This window comes from Stutzerimonas nitrititolerans (genome assembly GCF_003696285.1).
In the GTDB taxonomy this organism is placed as follows: domain Bacteria; phylum Pseudomonadota; class Gammaproteobacteria; order Pseudomonadales; family Pseudomonadaceae; genus Stutzerimonas; species Stutzerimonas nitrititolerans.
Genome location: NZ_RFFL01000006.1, coordinates 99416 through 114545 on the forward strand (window position 1 = coordinate 99416; position 15130 = coordinate 114545).

Here is a 15130-nt window from a genome sequence, read left to right on the forward strand (position 1 = left end):
ATCCTTGAGTTCCGCTCGTTCGAACGATCAGCACCTTTCAGTTCTGACCGTTCGAACGGCGTTGTTCGCCAGCGAGCTGGCTCCTACATGAGGCTGCCGCGTCAGCCCGCCACGCGGCGAATCTTGGCGCCCAGCAGCTGCAGCTTTTCCTCGATGCACTCGTAGCCACGGTCGATGTGGTAGATGCGGTCGATCAGGGTATCGCCCTCGGCCACCAGGCCGGCGAGGACCAGGCTGGCGGAGGCGCGCAGATCGGTAGCCATCACTGGGGCGCCCTTGAGCCGCGGCACGCCGGTGACGATGGCCGTGTTGCCCTCGACGAGAATCTGCGCGCCCATGCGGTTCATCTCGTAAACGTGCATGAAGCGATTCTCGAACACCGTTTCGATCACGGTGCCGGTGCCTTCGGCGATGGCGTTCAGGGCGATGAACTGCGCCTGCATGTCGGTGGGGAATGCCGGATACGGCGCCGTGCGCACGTTGACGGCCCGCGGGCGGTTGCCCTTCATGTTCAGTTCGATCCAGTCCTTGCCGGTATCGATATGGGCGCCGGCTTCCTCGAGCTTGTGCAGCACCGCTTCGAGCAAGGTGGCATCGGTGTCCTTGAGCTTCACGCGGCCACCGGTCGCGGCTGCGGCCACCAGGTAGGTACCGGTCTCGATGCGATCGGGCATCACGCTGTAGCGACCGCCACCGAGGCGTTTGACGCCGTCGATGGTGATGGTGTCGGTACCGGCGCCGGAAATCTGCGCGCCCATCGCATTGAGGAAGTTGGCCAGGTCGACCACCTCAGGCTCGCGAGCGGCGTTCTCCAGCACGCTGCGACCGTTGGCCAGGGCGGCGGCCATCATGATGTTCTCGGTACCAGTCACGCTGACGATATCGAAGAAGAAGTTCGCACCGCGCAGACCGCCGGCAGGCGCCTTGGCCTTGATGTAGCCGCCTTCGACCTCGATCTGCGCACCCATGGCTTCCAGGCCGCGGATATGCAGGTCCACCGGCCGCGAGCCGATGGCGCAACCGCCCGGCAGAGCCACTTCGGCTTCGCCGAAGCGCGCGACCATGGGGCCGAGCACCAGGATCGAGGCGCGCATGGTCTTGACCAGTTCATAGGGCGCCACCAGCGTCTGGATGCTGCTGGCATCGACCTCGACGCTGAGCTTCTCGTCGATGATCGGCTGCACGCCCATGCGGCCGAACAGCTCGATCATGGTGGTGATGTCGTGCAGGTGCGGCAGGTTGCAGACGGTGACCGGCGTGTCGGCCAGCAAGGTCGCGGCGAGGATCGGCAGCGCCGAGTTCTTCGCGCCGGAAATGCGGATTTCGCCGTCGAGGCGGGTACCGCCGGTGATGATCAGTTTATCCATGGATGTTCCTGTAGCCCGCAGGCTGGAAGCCCTGTCGAAGAGTGGGCGGCGCGCAGCGATGCTCGCTGCGGCTCTGCCTGGAATGGTTCGGCTCGCCTGGCGCCCTGTTTTCAGCCCCGGGTGAGCCAGTCGTTGCGGCTGAAGAATTTCATGGTCACGGCGTGGATGCTGCCGTCGGCGATCCATGGATTCAGGTGGGCATAGATCTGCTGCTGGCGCTTGACGGGGCTGAACGCCGCCAGTTCGTCGCTGATCACGTTCAACTGGAAGTTGCAGCCTTCACCTTCGACTTCCACCTGGGCTCCCGGAATCTTCTCTTCCAGGAAATTCTTAACTTCTACGGCCTGCATGTTCAACCTCGATCGGCGCCGGACGCGCACGGCCGGCCATCATACAAAAAAGCCCGGAGCCTGCGAACCCCGGCACTACGCCACCTAACGAACAGGTCACGCGACTCAGCGATTCTCCATCAGGTTGTCGCCGACGTACTCTCCAGTGGAATCTATCGCCTTGCTGGAGGGGAATCGGTGCGAGGCGAACCTGACGGCCAGCACCGAAAGCGACAGAAGGAATATTCCGCCGCACAGATACACCAACCCGATATCGGGCGCCCTGTGGTGGGATACATCGCCAATCAGGTAGCGAGTCAAGGCCGTTATCGCGATGTAGAGCAGGAAGCGTATGGGGAGGTGATTAGTCTTGAAATAAATCCCGACCATCGCGCCCAGCTCCAGATAAATGAAGAGCAGGAGGATGTCATCGATGCTGGCATGGCCTTTATCGACCATCCCCAGAAAGGCCACCACCGAGGCCCATGCGGTGGCTGCACCAATGGCAAACAGGCCGAGGTAGTGAAAGCCCTCGACCATGAGGTTGCCAATCGCATTGGCGCCATCATGCATACGTTTACGACTGAGGTCCGCCCACTTCATGCTCGATCGACTCCCGGGGTATCGTTGGCCAGCGGCAGCACGTCCAGCAGGCCGGAAACCCTGGCGATCTGCTGCATATCCTGCGGAAGATTGGCGATGGACACGTCACGACCGAGCTTCTTCGCATCGCGGACGAAGCACAGCAGCAACGACAAGCCGACGCTGCTGGACTTCTCGACGCCGCCACAATCGATCCGCAGCCCCGCACCCTGGCCTTCGCGAATCAGCGCCTGCCCGGTCCGGCGCAATGCCGGCGCGGACCGGTAGTCGAGCACGCCGAGCATTCGCAGCTCGCCGGCAGCGCCCTCGATGCGCCCGTCACTCATCGCCGACAGCCTGCTGACCGGCCTGGGTGTCCTTGGCACGGGCTACCACTTCGGCCCAGCCGTCGATGGTCTTGTCCAGGTCGCCGCCATTCTTCTGCATCGCATCGGCGAACTGATCACGGAACAGCTTGCCGATGTTGATGCCGTTGATGATCACGTTGCGTACGCGCCATTCGCCGTTGTTGGTCATGGTGTAGGACACCGGGTAGATCTCGCCTTGGCGACCGGTCACTTCCATGCCGACGCTGGTGCGCTCCGGATCCTGCTTGCCACTGGGCGGCAGCACACGAATCTGCTGGTTGTTGTACTCCAGCAGCGCGTTGCCGTAGAACTGCATGAGGCTGCGCTTGAAGTTTTCCTGGAAGCGATTCATCTGCTCGGGAGTCGCGTTGCGCGAGTAGCGGACCGTCATGATGCTGCGCGAGATGCCTTCGGCATCCACCACCGGGCCGAGAATCCCGTTCAGTGCGTCATAGAACGCCGAAGGGTCCTGGCGATACCGCTCCTTGTTGGTCTTGAGATCGGCCAACAGCTGATCGGTGGTCTGCTGGATCACCTCATGGGCACTCGGAGCGGCCTGGGCAAACAGCGGCACGCAAGCCAGCAGGACCAACAAGCCACGACGCAGGGCAGTCATCATGTCGAAAATCCTCATTCTTTGTTCACGGTATTGAGCAGGAACTTGCCGATCAGCTCTTCCAGCACCAGCGAAGACTGGGTGTCGCGAATCACGTCGCCATCGGCCAGCACTTCTTCGTCTCCGCCGACGCTGATGCCGATGTACTTCTCGCCCAGCAGCCCCGCGGTCAGGATCGAAGCCGTGGAGTCGGCCGGCAGGATGTCCACGTTACGCTGAACCTCCATGGTCACGCGCCCGGTGTAGCTGTCACGATCCAGATCGATGGCGGTCACCTTGCCGATGGTGACACCGGCCATGGTGACCTTGGATCTGACCGTAAGACCGGCAATATTGTCGAAATAGGCATACAGCTTGTAACTGTCGGTGTGCCCCGCCGTTATGCCACTGACCCGCAGCGACAACAGCAGCAGGGCCAGCAGGCCGGCCAGCAGGAACAGGCCGACACCAATTTCCAGGGTGCGGATACGCATCAGAAATCTCCAAACATCAGGGCGGTCAGAATGAAATCGAGGCCGAGTACTGCCAGCGAGGCATAGACGACGGTACGGGTGGTGGCGCGGCTGATGCCCTCGGAGGTGGGCTCGCAGTCATAGCCCTGGAAGACCGCGATCCAGGTCACCACCAGGGCGAAAACCAGGCTCTTGATTATCCCGTTGACGACATCGGTCGAGAAGTTGACGCTGTTCTGCATGTTGCCCCAGAACGATCCGTCATACACGCCCAGCCAGCTCACCGCGACCATGGCGCCGCCCCAGATGCCCACCACGTTAAAGATCAGCGTCAGCAACGGCAGCGAGATGAAACCTGCCCACAGGCGTGGCGCGACAATGTACTTGAGCGGATCGACGCCGATCATTTCCAAGCTCGACAGCTGCTCGGTGGACTTCATGTTGCCAATCTCGGCAGCCAGCGCCGACCCCGCGCGCCCGGCGAACAGCAGCGCGGTCACCACCGGCCCCAGTTCGCGCAGCAGGGTCAGGGCCACCATCTGCCCGACGGCCTGCTCCGAGCCGTAGTTGCTGAGGATGCTGTAGCCCTGCAGCGCCAGCACCATACCGATGAAGATGCCCGAGACCACGACGATCGCCAGCGACAGCACGCCGACCGAGTAAAGCTGCTTGCACAGCAATGTCAGGCCATTGTCGAAGCCGCCACGGCCGAACAGCGCATGCACCAGGAACAGTGTCGAGCGTCCCAGCGCCGCCAGCACGTCGAGGCCGGCCTTGCCCAGCAGGCGAACCCGCTCCAGCGGGGAACGCTTACGCATCGCTGCCTCCCAACAGATCATCGGCGTAGGCCTGCGCCGGAAAATGAAAAGGAACGGGACCATCGGCGGTACCGGTCATGAACTGCCTGATGCGCGGATTATCCGATTCGCGCAGTTGCGCCGGCGTGCCCTGCCCCAGCACCTGCCCTTCGCCAATCACATAGATGTAGTCGGCGATGCTCGCCGTTTCGGCCAGGTCGTGGGAAACCACGATGCTGGTGATGCCCAGGGCATCGTTGAGCAGACGGATCAGACGCACCAGCACGCCCATGGCGATCGGGTCCTGGCCGGCGAAAGGCTCGTCGTACAGCAGGATCTGCGGGTCCAGCGCGATAGCCCGAGCCAGGGCGACGCGCCGCCGCATGCCACCGGACAGCTCATCGGGCATCAGCTCGACGGCGCCGCGCAAGCCGACCGCCTGCAGCTTCATCAGGACGATGTCGCGAATCATCTCTTCCGGTAGCTTGGTGTGGACGCGCAGCGGGAAGGCGACGTTCTCGAAGACGTCGAGATCGGTGAACAGCGCGCCGCTCTGGAACAGTACGCCCATCTGCTTGCGCATATCGAACAGCTCGCTGCGCGACAGGCTCGGAAGATTCTGCCCACCCACCCAGACCTCGCCGCGGGCTGGCATCAGCTGCGCGGCGATCAGGCGCAGCAGGGTCGTCTTGCCACAACCGGACGGCCCCATGATGGCCGTGACCTTGCCGCGCGGAATGGCGATATCGACATCCTTGAAGATGCTCCGCTCACCGCGCTGGAAGGTGACACCTTTCAGCTCGACGGCATTGGCATGGGTATTGGCGGCACTCATCGGGTCTCCTTATATACGGCTCGAAGCCTGCCGAACTCGCGACGAGCCGCGACGAACCTATCGACAGACCCTACACAGACGCGTCCCGCCCTGGCGGGGATACGTCGGTGCCTGACCGTTTTCGGGGGCGCACTATATCACTCGCCACCCGCACACGCCCAACCAGCACAGGGTTCTCCTGGTGCAACCACAATAACCCTGCAGCAGACGTAAGGCGTCTGCGCCGCGCATTGGGCGACGCGAGGACAGGAGCAGGCCAGATTTGAACGTGTTACCCAAGATTTCGGCACCTTCACCATGCGAAGCGCCCCGGGCGAGTTCACGCAGCCCCTCCTTTTCGCCCCGCAACCGGCACGCGGTTTCCGCTATAATCCCCCGCTTTTCAGTCAGACGATCTTGCCGACATGACCCAGAGCAGCCAGTTGATCGAAGCCGCGCAGCGCACCATAGGCCTGGAAATCGAAGCGGTGGAACAGCTCCGGTCGCGCATCGACGAGCACTTCGTGCGCGCTTGCGAACTGATCCTCGCCTGCAAGGGCCGGGTGGTGGTGGTGGGCATGGGCAAGTCGGGCCATATCGGCAACAAGATCGCCGCGACACTGGCCAGCACCGGCACCGCCGCGTTCTTCGTGCACCCGGCCGAGGCCAGCCATGGCGACATGGGCATGATCACCCGCGACGACGTGGTGCTGGCACTCTCCAACTCCGGCACCACCAATGAAATCGTGACCTTGCTGCCGCTGATCAAGCGCCTGGGCATCACCCTGATCAGCATGACCGGCAATCCGGCCTCGGTACTGGCCAAGGCTGCCGCCGTCAATCTAGACGCCAGCGTCGCCGCCGAAGCCTGCCCGCTCAACCTGGCGCCCACATCATCGACCACCGCCAGCCTGGTGCTGGGCGACGCGTTGGCCATCGCGCTGCTGGAAGCGCGCGGCTTCACCGCCGAGGATTTCGCCTTTTCCCACCCCGGCGGCGCACTGGGCCGGCGCCTGCTACTGAAGGTCGAACACGTGATGCACAGCGGCGCGCAACTGCCGCAGGTCAGCCGCGGCACCTCGCTGCGTGACGCGCTGCTGGAAATGACCCAGAAGGGGCTCGGCATGACGGTGGTGCTGGACGAGGACGGCGGACTGGCCGGAGTCTTCACCGACGGTGACCTGCGCCGCACCCTGGACAAGGGCATCGACGTGCGCCAGGCCCAGATCGACCAGGTGATGACCGCGCGTGGCAAGACCGCCACGGCCGACATGCTCGCCGCCGAAGCCCTGAAGATCATGGAAGACAACAAGATCAACGCGCTGGTGGTCATCGACGAACAGAACCGCCCGATCGGCGCCTTGAACATGCACGACCTGCTGCGCGCCGGAGTGATGTGATGAACCAGCTTCTGCAACGCGCCCGCGATGTCCGCCTGGCGATATTCGATGTCGATGGCGTACTCACCGACGGCAGGCTTTACTTCCTTACCGACGGCAGCGAGTTCAAGACCTTCAACACGCTGGATGGGCATGGCATCAAGATGCTGATCAACTCGGGCGTACGCACGGCGATCATCAGCGGGCGCAAGACGCCCGTCGTCGAACGACGCGCGCAGAACCTCGGCATCCAGCACCTTTACCAGGGCCGCGAAGACAAGCTGGTCGTACTGGACGAGCTGCTTGCCGAACTGGGCCTCGACTACGCCGAAGTCGCCTACCTGGGCGACGACCTGCCGGACCTGCCGGTCATTCGCCGGGTCGGCCTGGGCATGGCCGTGGCCAGCGCCGATGCCTTCGTCCGCGAGCATGCCCACGGCGTGACCCAGGCCCGCGGCGGCGAAGGCGCGGCCCGCGAGTTCTGCGAACTGATCATGCGCGCCCAGGGCACTCTCGAAGCCGCCCAGTCCGCCTATCTCTAGGATCTGTCGAGGTTTTACATGCTGCGCAAGATCCGCTTCCCCGCCCTGCTGATACTCATCGCCGCGCTGCTGGTGGCGGTGGGTTACTGGAACATACGCCCCGAGAGCTTCATGCAGGTGCCAGCCGCCTCGACGGCCGGCCAGCCGGAGATCGACTTCTACGTGATCAATTCGCGCACCGTGCAGTATCAACCCGACGGCAAGCGCCACTACGAGCTGACCGCGGAGAAGATGGAACACATCGCCGCCACCGACATGAGCCTGCTGACACGCCCGGACCTGCTGGCCTACCGCGGGACCGAACTACCCTGGCACGTGACCAGCGAACGCGGCGAGGTCGGCCCGCAGGGTCAGGAAGTCGAGCTGATCGACCAGGTTCGCGTCGAGCGTACCGACGCCAAAGGTCGCCCAACCATCATCACCACCAGCCGCCTGACCGTATTCCCCGAGAAGGATTATGCCCAGACCCGGCAACCCGTTAGAATCGAGGCCGCCAACGGCGTGACCACGGCCACGGGCATGAACGCGTATCTGAATGAAGGCAGGATGCTCCTGCTATCCAACGTAAGAGGCCAGCATGAGCTGCGTTAAGTCCCTTTCCCTCGTGCTCGGATTGAGCGCATTCCTGCTTGGCTCCACCGCCTGGGCACTTCCCGAAGACCGCAACCAGCCCATCCGCATCCAGGCCGACACCGCCGAACTGGACGACAATCAGGGCGTTGCGGTCTATCGCGGCGACGTGGTCATCACCCAGGGAACCATGATCATCACCGGCGATACCGTGACCATCACCCAGGACGCCAACGGCGATGTCGAAGTCTTCACCTCCGTCGGCAAGCCGGCCTATTACGAGCAGAAGCCCGCGGTGGACAAGGAAATCGTCAAGGCCTACGGCCTGACCATCCAGTATTTCGCTGCCAACGAGCGCATCGTGCTGATCGACCAGGCCAAGGTCATCCAGGAAGGCAATACCTTCGAAGGCGAGAAGATCGTCTATGACACCCAGCGCCAGATCGTCAACGCCGGTCGCGCAACCAACAACGACATCACCACCCCGCGCCCGCGGGTCGACATGGTGATCCAGCCGCGCAAGAAAGAAGCGCCCGCAACCGAAGCCCCCACTGCGGAGCAGGGCGAATAATGGCCGTCCTGAAAGCCCAGCACCTCGCCAAGAGCTACAAGAGCCGCCAGGTCGTACGCGACGTCAGTTTGTCCATCGAAAGCGGGCAGATCGTCGGATTGCTCGGCCCCAACGGCGCGGGCAAGACCACCTGTTTCTACATGATCGTCGGGCTGGTCAACGCCGATCAGGGACGCGTACTGATCGATCAGGACGACGTCACGCACCTGCCGATGCACGGTCGCGCTCGCGCCGGTATCGGCTACCTGCCCCAGGAAGCCTCGATCTTTCGCAAGCTGTCGGTCGCCGACAACATCATGGCGATCCTGGAAACCCGCAAGGATCTCGACCGCAACGGCCGCCTGCAGGCGCTCGAGGCGCTGCTCCAGGAATTCCACGTCAGCCACATTCGCGACAGCCTTGGCATGAGCCTTTCGGGCGGCGAGCGCCGCCGCGTGGAAATCGCCCGGGCGCTGGCCACGGCGCCCAAGTTCATTCTTCTCGACGAACCCTTCGCCGGTGTCGACCCCATTTCGGTCGGCGATATCAAGCAGATCATCCATCACCTCAAAGCCAAGGGCATCGGCGTGCTGATCACCGATCACAACGTGCGCGAAACCCTGGATATCTGCGAAACCGCCTATATCGTCAACGATGGGCAACTGATCGCCGAGGGCGATGCGCAGACCATCCTCGCCAACCAACTGGTCAAGGAAGTGTATCTCGGCCACGAATTCCGCCTGTAACCCCAGCTTTAGGCCCGACATTCTCATTCGGGCCTAGGCAAAGGCTTCGTTTCCGGGCATATAATTTGCTTCCTCCGGCGCTCGACGCGCCAGCGAAATCGGAACAGGCGCGGTTGCGCCGGCAAACAAGGTTCGAAGTCCTCTGCCATGAAACCATCGCTAGTCCTGAAGATGGGCCAGCAGCTGACGATGACACCCCAGCTGCAACAAGCCATACGATTGCTCCAGCTCTCTACCCTGGATCTCCAGCAGGAAATCCAGGAGGCGCTGGACACCAATCCCATGCTCGAGCGCGAAGAAGAGGGGGAGGATTTCGACGCCTCCGACCCGATGGCCGAATCCCTTGAGAAGGCGCCCGATGGCGCCACGAGCGAACAACCGGGCGCCGAGAGCCGCCACGAAGACAGCGTCTCCACGGTCGAGAGCTTCGATGATGAGGATTGGGGTGAGCGCATTCCCAGCGAGCTACCGGTGGACACCGCCTGGGAAGACATCTATCAGACCAGCGCCAGCAGCCTGCCGAGCTCCGACGACGACGAATGGGATTTCACCACCCGCACCTCGTCCGGCGAGAGCTTGCAAAGCCACCTGCTCTGGCAGCTCAATCTGGCTCCGATGAGCGATACCGATCGCCTGATCGCCACCACGCTGATCGACTGCATCAATCCCCAGGGTTTTCTCGACGAGCCCCTGGATGAAGTCCTGGGGTATTTCGATCCCGAACTGGACATCGAACTCGACGAGATCGAAGTGGTGCTGCGCCGCATTCAGCAATTCGAACCCACCGGAGTGGGCGCCCGCGACCTGCGAGAGTGCCTGCTGCTGCAGTTGCGCCAGTTACCCAGCGAAACACGCTGGCTGGACGAAGCCGTGCGCCTGGTCGGCGACCATCTGGACGTGCTCGGCAACCGCGACTACAGCCTGCTCATGCGCCGCATGAAGCTCAAGGAAGACGAGCTGCGTCAGGTCATCGACCTGATCCAGACGCTCAATCCGCGCCCCGGCTCGCAGATCGAAAGCAGCGAGCCGGAATACGTGATACCGGATGTCATAGTGCGCAAGCACAACGACCGCTGGCTGGTGGAGCTGAATCACGAAGCCATGCCACGGCTGCGGGTCAATGCCCAGTACGCCGGTTTCGTCAAACGTGCCGACTCCAGCGCCGACAACACCTTCATGCGCAACCAGTTGCAGGAGGCGCGCTGGTTCATCAAGAGCCTGCTCAGCCGCAACGAGACGCTGATGAAGGTCGCCACGCAGATCGTCGAGCATCAACGCGGCTTTTTCGAGCATGGCGACGAGGCCATGAAGCCGCTGGTGCTGCACGACATCGCCGAAGCGGTCGGCATGCACGAATCGACGATCTCGCGCGTCACCACGCAGAAATACATGCATACGCCACGCGGCATCTACGAACTGAAATATTTCTTTTCCAGCCACGTCAGCACGGCCGAAGGCGGCGAGTGTTCCTCCACCGCCATACGCGCGATCCTCAAGAAGCTGGTGGCCGCGGAAAACCCCAAAAAGCCATTGAGCGACAGCAAGATCGCTGGTTTACTGGAGGCACAAGGTATTCAGGTTGCACGCCGCACAGTTGCCAAATACCGTGAATCTCTGGGTATCGCACCGTCGAGCGAGCGCAAAAGATTGTTGTGATGCCAGGCGATCTGGCCGATGTCATTCATTCGATGGGCTTGGCCGAGCAGGTGCTTCTTTCCGGCAACCTGCTAGGCTGCTTCTTCGCACATGGCAACAAGGAGAAAGCAGTATGCAAATCAACATCACTGGTCTTCATCTGGAAGTAACCGACGCTCTTCGTGCCTACCTCGAAGAAAAGTGCGAAAGACTGGAACGCCATTTCGATCGCATCATCGCCATCCAGGTGGTTCTTCAGGTCGAGAAACTCAAGCAGAAAGCCGAAGCCACGCTGCACGTCGCAGGCCGCGAGGTGGTTGCCAATGCTGAGCACGAGGACATGTATGCGGCAATCGACCTGCTCGTGGACAAACTCGACCGCCAACTGATCAAGCACAAGGAAAAACAGCTTGATCATACCCAGGGCGCACTGGTTCGCTGACCCCTCACCATGATCCGACTCGAAAACATCCTGAGCCCTGAACGTTCGCTGGTGAACGTTCAGGGCGGCAGCAAGAAACGCGTCCTGGAACAGATCGCCAAGGTGATCGCCCAGGATCTTCCCGACCTCGACGCCCAGGCGATCTTCGAGAGCCTCTTCGCGCGAGAAAAACTTGGCTCCACCGGTTTCGGCAATGGCATCGCCATTCCGCATTGCCGGATGGCCGGCTGCAAGTCGCCGATGAGCGCGCTCCTGCGACTCGACACGCCGATCGATTTCGATGCGATCGATGGCGAGCCCGTCGACCTGCTGTTCGTGCTGCTGGTACCGGAAGCGGCGACCGACGAGCACCTCGAACTGCTACGCCAGATCGCCAGCATGCTCGACCGCGACGATGTACGTGAAAAACTGCGTCAAGCGCCAACCAACCAGAGTCTGTACCAGGTGGTTGTCGACGTGCAGCAGAACGGCCAGTAGCCGCGCGAAGCCCAGCGCATTCTGGCTGCGGCTCGCCGCATGACTTCGTTCCAGACCGACCCCGTCAACGACCACCGCCGACAGCTGTCAGGCGGCGTCAGCGCTTGAGGAGTGTGTTGTGATCATCTTCGACTTGCGACGAACCTGGCATCCTCCCGCTCCGCTTCTACAGCGCGGCGGACGCTCGAAGCGCGCTTACCCATGCGCCTGATCATCGTCAGCGGCCGCTCCGGCTCCGGCAAGAGCACGGCCCTCGACGTGCTCGAGGACAATGGTTTCTACTGCATCGACAACCTGCCCGCCGGGTTGCTGCCGGAGCTGGCAGAACGCTCGCTGCTGCATACCGAACTCCTGAATCCGCAGGTGGCCGTGTCCATCGACGCACGCAACCTGCCCAGTCAGCTCAGGCGCTTCGCCGAACTGCTGGAAGAGGTTCGTGCCCGGCATATCCTCTGCGACGTGCTCTACCTCGATGCCGCCGACGAGACGCTGCTCAAGCGCTTTTCGGAAACCCGCCGCCGGCATCCGCTGACTAACGCGAACCGATCGCTGGCCGAGGCCATCCGCGATGAAGAACTGCTGCTGGCGCCCATCATCGATCACGCCGACCTGAAGATCGACACCACGCATCTCAACCTCTACCAGCTGCGCGATACGCTCAAGCTGCGCCTGCTCAACAAGCCCGAGCCCGGCACGGCCTTCCTCGTCGAGTCGTTCGGTTTCAAACGTGGCATGCCGGTGGATGCGGACCTGGTATTCGACGTCCGCTGCCTGCCCAACCCCTATTGGAAAGCCGAGCTGCGCGATTTCTCGGGGCTCGACCAGCCTGTGATCGATTACCTGATGGCGCAGCCCGATGTCGAAGAGATGTTCCAGGACATCCTCGCCTACCTGCACAAATGGCTACCACGCTTCGCCGCCAGCAACCGCGCCTATGTCACCATCGCCATCGGCTGCACCGGAGGACATCATCGCTCGGTTTTCCTCGCCGAGCGGATCGGCCAGGCGCTTCGAGAACCCTTGAAAAACATCCAGGTCCGTCATCGCGACCTTGCTTAGGAACTGCCGACCACCATGCCCGCCTGCGACATCACCATCATCAACAAGCTCGGCTTGCACGCCCGAGCCGCGGCGAAATTCGTCGGTACGGCCAGCCGCTTTCCCTGCGACATCCGTGTGGGGCGCTGCCCGGACACGCTGGTCGATGGCAAGAACATCATGGCGGTCATGATGCTGGCGGCAAGCCAGGGCACCCCGCTGCATCTGCGCACCGAGGGCGAACAGGAGGAACACGCCCTCGAAGCGCTCAAGGCGCTGATCGAGGACTATTTCGAGGAAGGCGAGTAGGGCAGTCCGACCTGCGGCCTAGCGAAATTGTAGGGTGGATGTCGCCTGTTACATCCACCATGACTCCACCCTACGGCCTTAGCCTGCCGCTGCCTTACCGCCCCGCCACCTTCATCCGCTCTATCAATACCGATCCGGTACGGATGCTGCTGCGTTTCTCGACATCGCAGCCCACGGCGACGATCTGCCTGAACATATCGCGCAGGTTGCCAGCGATGGTCACTTCCTGCACAGGGAACTGGATCTCGCCATTTTCCACCCAGTAACCGCCGGCGCCGCGCGAGTAGTCACCGGTTACCAGGTTCAGCCCCTGCCCCATCAGCTCGGTGACCAGCAGGCCGCGGCCCATGCGACGGATCAATGCGGCCTGGTCCTCGTCGCCATGAGTGACGAAGAGATTGTGCACGCCACCGGCGTTGGCGGTGCTCGGCATACCCAGCTTGCGGCCCGAATAGGTGCCCAGCACGTACGACAGCAGCCTGCCGTCTTCCACGAAAGGCTTGGCATAGGTCGCCAGCCCGTCACCATCGTATCCGGCACTGGCCAGTCCACGCGGCAGATGCGGACGCTCGTCCAGGCTTAGCCACTCGGGAAACAGCGTCTGCCCCAGTGCATTTTCCAGGTACGAGGATTTGCGGTAGATATTGGCCCCCGAGATCGCCGCCAGGAAATGCCCGAACAACCCCGTGGCCAGGTCGGCAGTAAACAGCACCGGCACATCGCAGGTCGGAATCGGCCGCGCGCCCAGACGCCGCACGGCGCGCTCCGCCGCACGCCGACCGATGCTCGCGGCATCGGCCAGGTCAGCGGCGACCCGGCTGACGTCGTAATGGTAGTCACGCTGCATCTGGCCGTCCGCTTCGGCGATCATCACGCAACTCAGGCTGTGGCGGGAGCTGCAATAGCTGCCGATGAACCCATGGCTGTTGCCGTAGGCACGGCAGCCCTGATGAGTGCTGAGCGTGGTGCCGTCCGCATTGCGAATGCGCGCATCGGTGGCGAAGGCCGCGGCCTCGCACCCCAGCGCCAGCTCCACGGCTTCGTCGGGGGACAACTCCCAGGGGTGATGGAGATCGAGATCCGGCACCTCGCGCGCCATCAGCGAGGCGTCGGCCAAGCCGGCGAACTCGTCTTCGGAGGCATGCCTGGCGATGGCCAGCGCCGCCGCCACCGTTTCCCGAATGGCCTCGTCACCACTGCCGGTGGTGCTGGCCGAGCCCTTGCGCTGGCCGACGTACAGGGTGATGCCGAAGCCCTGGTCACGATTGAATTCGACGGTTTCCACTTCGTGCTGGCGCACCGAGGTGGACAAGCCCTGCTCCATGGATACCGAAACCTCACAGGCGCTCGCGCCCTGCCTGCGCGCCTCGTCGATGATGCGCTGGACCTTTTCGCGCAGCGCCGGCAACGCCTGCGGGCCAATAGCCTCTACTTCACTCATAACCACTCCCCAACCCTTTCGCACCGTCCCGGCGATGCTCCGCTGGAGCTCCGCCGGGTGGCTGCTGTTATCATGGCGACCATTTCACTGGACCGGTCCCATGTCTGATATTTCCGATTTCGACGAATTCGACGAAAAAAGCAAAAGCCAAGTGAAGCGCGAGCTGCATGCCTTACAGCAGCTCGGCGAACGCCTGACGACCCTCAAGCCGGAGTTGCTGGACCGCCTGCCGCTGACCGATGCCCTGCGCAAGGCGCTCGCCGACGCTCCCAAGCATACGGCCCATATCGCTCGCAAACGCCACCTGCAGTACATCGGCAAGCTGATGCGCAGCCAGGACACCGAAGCGATCCTGGCGCTGGTCGATCAGGTCGATGCCTCGACCCGGCAATACAACGAACGCTTCCATGCCCTGGAGCGCTGGCGCGACCGTCTCATCGTCGGCGACGACGAAACGCTCGAAGCCTTCGTCGCCGAATATCCCGAGGCCGACCGTCAGCACCTGCGTAGCCTGATCCGCCACGCTCAGCACGAGGCAGCCCGAAACAAACCGCCGGCCGCCTCGCGCAAGGTCTTCAAATACATCCGCGACCTGGATGAAACCAAGCGCGGCCTGAAATAGAACAAAAGCCGACAAAAGCGCTCAAGGCCAAGGGCTGGGCGAGAGATTGCACGG

Annotated in this window: 21 protein-coding genes; 12 read left to right on the forward strand and 9 right to left on the reverse strand. The window is 62.6% G+C overall.

Features of this window, described 5'->3' with window-relative positions:
• Positions 1-101 precede the first annotated feature (101 nt).
• The 8 genes from murA to EA795_RS09320 all read right to left on the reverse strand — a co-directional run bounded on the left by murA (position 102) and on the right by EA795_RS09320 (position 5346).
• Positions 102-1367, reverse strand: coding sequence for a UDP-N-acetylglucosamine 1-carboxyvinyltransferase (gene murA, locus EA795_RS09285; RefSeq protein WP_065983261.1), 1266 nt, complete (start codon positions 1365-1367; stop codon positions 102-104).
• A gap of 110 nt (positions 1368-1477) precedes the next feature.
• The gene (locus tag EA795_RS09290; RefSeq protein ID WP_058075589.1) at positions 1478-1717 is read right to left on the reverse strand and encodes a BolA family protein; all 240 of its coding nucleotides are present in this window, start codon (positions 1715-1717) and stop codon (positions 1478-1480) included.
• A 105-nt stretch (positions 1718-1822) separates the two neighbouring features.
• Positions 1823-2299 (reverse strand): phosphate-starvation-inducible protein PsiE, encoded by a 477-nt coding sequence (locus EA795_RS09295; protein WP_058075588.1) that lies wholly within the window; start codon positions 2297-2299, stop codon positions 1823-1825.
• A complete protein-coding gene (locus EA795_RS09300; RefSeq protein ID WP_122076818.1) occupies positions 2296-2625 on the reverse strand; it encodes an STAS domain-containing protein in 330 nt (109 codons plus the stop codon). Before EA795_RS09300 ends, EA795_RS09295 begins: the two co-directional genes overlap by 4 nt.
• Entirely contained in the window at positions 2618-3265 is a 648-nt protein-coding gene (locus EA795_RS09305) for an MlaC/ttg2D family ABC transporter substrate-binding protein (RefSeq protein WP_058075586.1), read from the reverse strand. The genes EA795_RS09300 and EA795_RS09305 overlap by 8 nt, the downstream gene beginning before the upstream one ends.
• A gap of 11 nt (positions 3266-3276) precedes the next feature.
• The gene (mlaD, locus tag EA795_RS09310; RefSeq protein WP_014851661.1) at positions 3277-3735 is read right to left on the reverse strand and encodes an outer membrane lipid asymmetry maintenance protein MlaD; all 459 of its coding nucleotides are present in this window, start codon (positions 3733-3735) and stop codon (positions 3277-3279) included.
• Entirely contained in the window at positions 3735-4532 is a 798-nt protein-coding gene (mlaE, locus tag EA795_RS09315; protein ID WP_014851660.1) for a lipid asymmetry maintenance ABC transporter permease subunit MlaE, read from the reverse strand. The genes mlaD and mlaE overlap by 1 nt, the downstream gene beginning before the upstream one ends.
• A complete protein-coding gene (locus EA795_RS09320) occupies positions 4525-5346 on the reverse strand; it encodes an ATP-binding cassette domain-containing protein (RefSeq protein WP_058075585.1) in 822 nt (273 codons plus the stop codon). The genes mlaE and EA795_RS09320 overlap by 8 nt, the downstream gene beginning before the upstream one ends.
• Before the next feature lie 404 nt (positions 5347-5750).
• Here EA795_RS09320 and EA795_RS09325 point away from each other — a divergent pair, with 404 nt between their 5' ends.
• The 11 genes from EA795_RS09325 to EA795_RS09370 all read left to right on the forward strand — a co-directional run bounded on the left by EA795_RS09325 (position 5751) and on the right by EA795_RS09370 (position 13013).
• Complete coding sequence (locus EA795_RS09325) at positions 5751-6725, forward strand: KpsF/GutQ family sugar-phosphate isomerase (protein WP_058075584.1); 975 nt, start codon at positions 5751-5753, stop codon at positions 6723-6725.
• The gene (locus EA795_RS09330; protein WP_058075583.1) at positions 6725-7246 is read left to right on the forward strand and encodes a KdsC family phosphatase; all 522 of its coding nucleotides are present in this window, start codon (positions 6725-6727) and stop codon (positions 7244-7246) included. The genes EA795_RS09325 and EA795_RS09330 overlap by 1 nt, the downstream gene beginning before the upstream one ends.
• 18 nt (positions 7247-7264) lie before the next feature.
• Entirely contained in the window at positions 7265-7837 is a 573-nt protein-coding gene (lptC, locus tag EA795_RS09335; RefSeq protein WP_122076821.1) for an LPS export ABC transporter periplasmic protein LptC, read from the forward strand.
• Positions 7824-8387 (forward strand): lipopolysaccharide transport periplasmic protein LptA, encoded by a 564-nt coding sequence (gene lptA / locus EA795_RS09340; RefSeq protein WP_058075581.1) that lies wholly within the window; start codon positions 7824-7826, stop codon positions 8385-8387. The genes lptC and lptA overlap by 14 nt, the downstream gene beginning before the upstream one ends.
• Positions 8387-9112: an LPS export ABC transporter ATP-binding protein gene (lptB, locus tag EA795_RS09345; RefSeq protein WP_014851654.1), complete on the forward strand. Its 726-nt coding sequence runs from the start codon at positions 8387-8389 to the stop codon at positions 9110-9112. The genes lptA and lptB overlap by 1 nt, the downstream gene beginning before the upstream one ends.
• A 147-nt stretch (positions 9113-9259) precedes the next feature.
• The gene (locus EA795_RS09350; protein ID WP_058075580.1) at positions 9260-10768 is read left to right on the forward strand and encodes an RNA polymerase factor sigma-54; all 1509 of its coding nucleotides are present in this window, start codon (positions 9260-9262) and stop codon (positions 10766-10768) included.
• Positions 10768-10917, forward strand: coding sequence for a hypothetical protein (locus tag EA795_RS21020; RefSeq protein ID WP_158601299.1), 150 nt, complete (start codon positions 10768-10770; stop codon positions 10915-10917). Before EA795_RS09350 ends, EA795_RS21020 begins: the two co-directional genes overlap by 1 nt.
• Positions 10881-11189, forward strand: a complete 309-nt coding sequence (hpf, locus tag EA795_RS09355) for a ribosome hibernation-promoting factor, HPF/YfiA family (RefSeq protein WP_014851652.1) — start codon at positions 10881-10883, stop codon at positions 11187-11189. The genes EA795_RS21020 and hpf overlap by 37 nt, the downstream gene beginning before the upstream one ends.
• A 9-nt stretch (positions 11190-11198) precedes the next feature.
• Positions 11199-11666 (forward strand): PTS IIA-like nitrogen regulatory protein PtsN, encoded by a 468-nt coding sequence (gene ptsN / locus EA795_RS09360; RefSeq protein WP_058075579.1) that lies wholly within the window; start codon positions 11199-11201, stop codon positions 11664-11666.
• A 201-nt stretch (positions 11667-11867) separates the two neighbouring features.
• Positions 11868-12725: an RNase adapter RapZ gene (gene rapZ / locus EA795_RS09365; protein ID WP_014851649.1), complete on the forward strand. Its 858-nt coding sequence runs from the start codon at positions 11868-11870 to the stop codon at positions 12723-12725.
• A gap of 15 nt (positions 12726-12740) precedes the next feature.
• Positions 12741-13013: an HPr family phosphocarrier protein gene (locus tag EA795_RS09370; protein WP_014851648.1), complete on the forward strand. Its 273-nt coding sequence runs from the start codon at positions 12741-12743 to the stop codon at positions 13011-13013.
• A 94-nt stretch (positions 13014-13107) separates the two neighbouring features.
• On the opposite strand, the gene pmbA is transcribed toward EA795_RS09370, so the two are convergent.
• Positions 13108-14454: a metalloprotease PmbA gene (gene pmbA, locus EA795_RS09375; protein WP_014851647.1), complete on the reverse strand. Its 1347-nt coding sequence runs from the start codon at positions 14452-14454 to the stop codon at positions 13108-13110.
• Between the two features lie 100 nt (positions 14455-14554).
• Here pmbA and yjgA point away from each other — a divergent pair, with 100 nt between their 5' ends.
• The gene (yjgA, locus tag EA795_RS09380; protein WP_014851646.1) at positions 14555-15076 is read left to right on the forward strand and encodes a ribosome biogenesis factor YjgA; all 522 of its coding nucleotides are present in this window, start codon (positions 14555-14557) and stop codon (positions 15074-15076) included.
• Positions 15077-15130: the final 54 nt, after the last annotated feature.

Excerpts from the sequence above, each read along its gene's own strand:
- EA795_RS09370 (WP_014851648.1), top strand. The coding sequence starts at position 12,741 with ATGCCCGCCTGCGACATCACCATCATCAACAAGCTCGGCTTGCACGCC.
- EA795_RS09305 (WP_058075586.1), bottom strand. The coding sequence starts at position 3,265 with ATGATGACTGCCCTGCGTCGTGGCTTGTTGGTCCTGCTGGCTTGCGTG.
- mlaD (WP_014851661.1), bottom strand. The coding sequence starts at position 3,735 with ATGCGTATCCGCACCCTGGAAATTGGTGTCGGCCTGTTCCTGCTGGCC.
- lptA (WP_058075581.1), top strand. The coding sequence starts at position 7,824 with ATGAGCTGCGTTAAGTCCCTTTCCCTCGTGCTCGGATTGAGCGCATTC.
- hpf (WP_014851652.1), top strand. The coding sequence starts at position 10,881 with ATGCAAATCAACATCACTGGTCTTCATCTGGAAGTAACCGACGCTCTT.
- EA795_RS09300 (WP_122076818.1), bottom strand. The coding sequence starts at position 2,625 with ATGAGTGACGGGCGCATCGAGGGCGCTGCCGGCGAGCTGCGAATGCTC.
- EA795_RS09290 (WP_058075589.1), bottom strand. The coding sequence starts at position 1,717 with ATGCAGGCCGTAGAAGTTAAGAATTTCCTGGAAGAGAAGATTCCGGGA.
- ptsN (WP_058075579.1), top strand. The coding sequence starts at position 11,199 with ATGATCCGACTCGAAAACATCCTGAGCCCTGAACGTTCGCTGGTGAAC.
- mlaE (WP_014851660.1), bottom strand. The coding sequence starts at position 4,532 with ATGCGTAAGCGTTCCCCGCTGGAGCGGGTTCGCCTGCTGGGCAAGGCC.
- EA795_RS09330 (WP_058075583.1), top strand. The coding sequence starts at position 6,725 with ATGAACCAGCTTCTGCAACGCGCCCGCGATGTCCGCCTGGCGATATTC.
- EA795_RS09325 (WP_058075584.1), top strand. The coding sequence starts at position 5,751 with ATGACCCAGAGCAGCCAGTTGATCGAAGCCGCGCAGCGCACCATAGGC.
- EA795_RS09350 (WP_058075580.1), top strand. The coding sequence starts at position 9,260 with ATGAAACCATCGCTAGTCCTGAAGATGGGCCAGCAGCTGACGATGACA.
- EA795_RS09320 (WP_058075585.1), bottom strand. The coding sequence starts at position 5,346 with ATGAGTGCCGCCAATACCCATGCCAATGCCGTCGAGCTGAAAGGTGTC.
- rapZ (WP_014851649.1), top strand. The coding sequence starts at position 11,868 with ATGCGCCTGATCATCGTCAGCGGCCGCTCCGGCTCCGGCAAGAGCACG.
- lptB (WP_014851654.1), top strand. The coding sequence starts at position 8,387 with ATGGCCGTCCTGAAAGCCCAGCACCTCGCCAAGAGCTACAAGAGCCGC.
- murA (WP_065983261.1), bottom strand. The coding sequence starts at position 1,367 with ATGGATAAACTGATCATCACCGGCGGTACCCGCCTCGACGGCGAAATC.
- yjgA (WP_014851646.1), top strand. The coding sequence starts at position 14,555 with ATGTCTGATATTTCCGATTTCGACGAATTCGACGAAAAAAGCAAAAGC.
- lptC (WP_122076821.1), top strand. The coding sequence starts at position 7,265 with ATGCTGCGCAAGATCCGCTTCCCCGCCCTGCTGATACTCATCGCCGCG.
- EA795_RS21020 (WP_158601299.1), top strand. The coding sequence starts at position 10,768 with ATGCCAGGCGATCTGGCCGATGTCATTCATTCGATGGGCTTGGCCGAG.
- pmbA (WP_014851647.1), bottom strand. The coding sequence starts at position 14,454 with ATGAGTGAAGTAGAGGCTATTGGCCCGCAGGCGTTGCCGGCGCTGCGC.
- EA795_RS09295 (WP_058075588.1), bottom strand. The coding sequence starts at position 2,299 with ATGAAGTGGGCGGACCTCAGTCGTAAACGTATGCATGATGGCGCCAAT.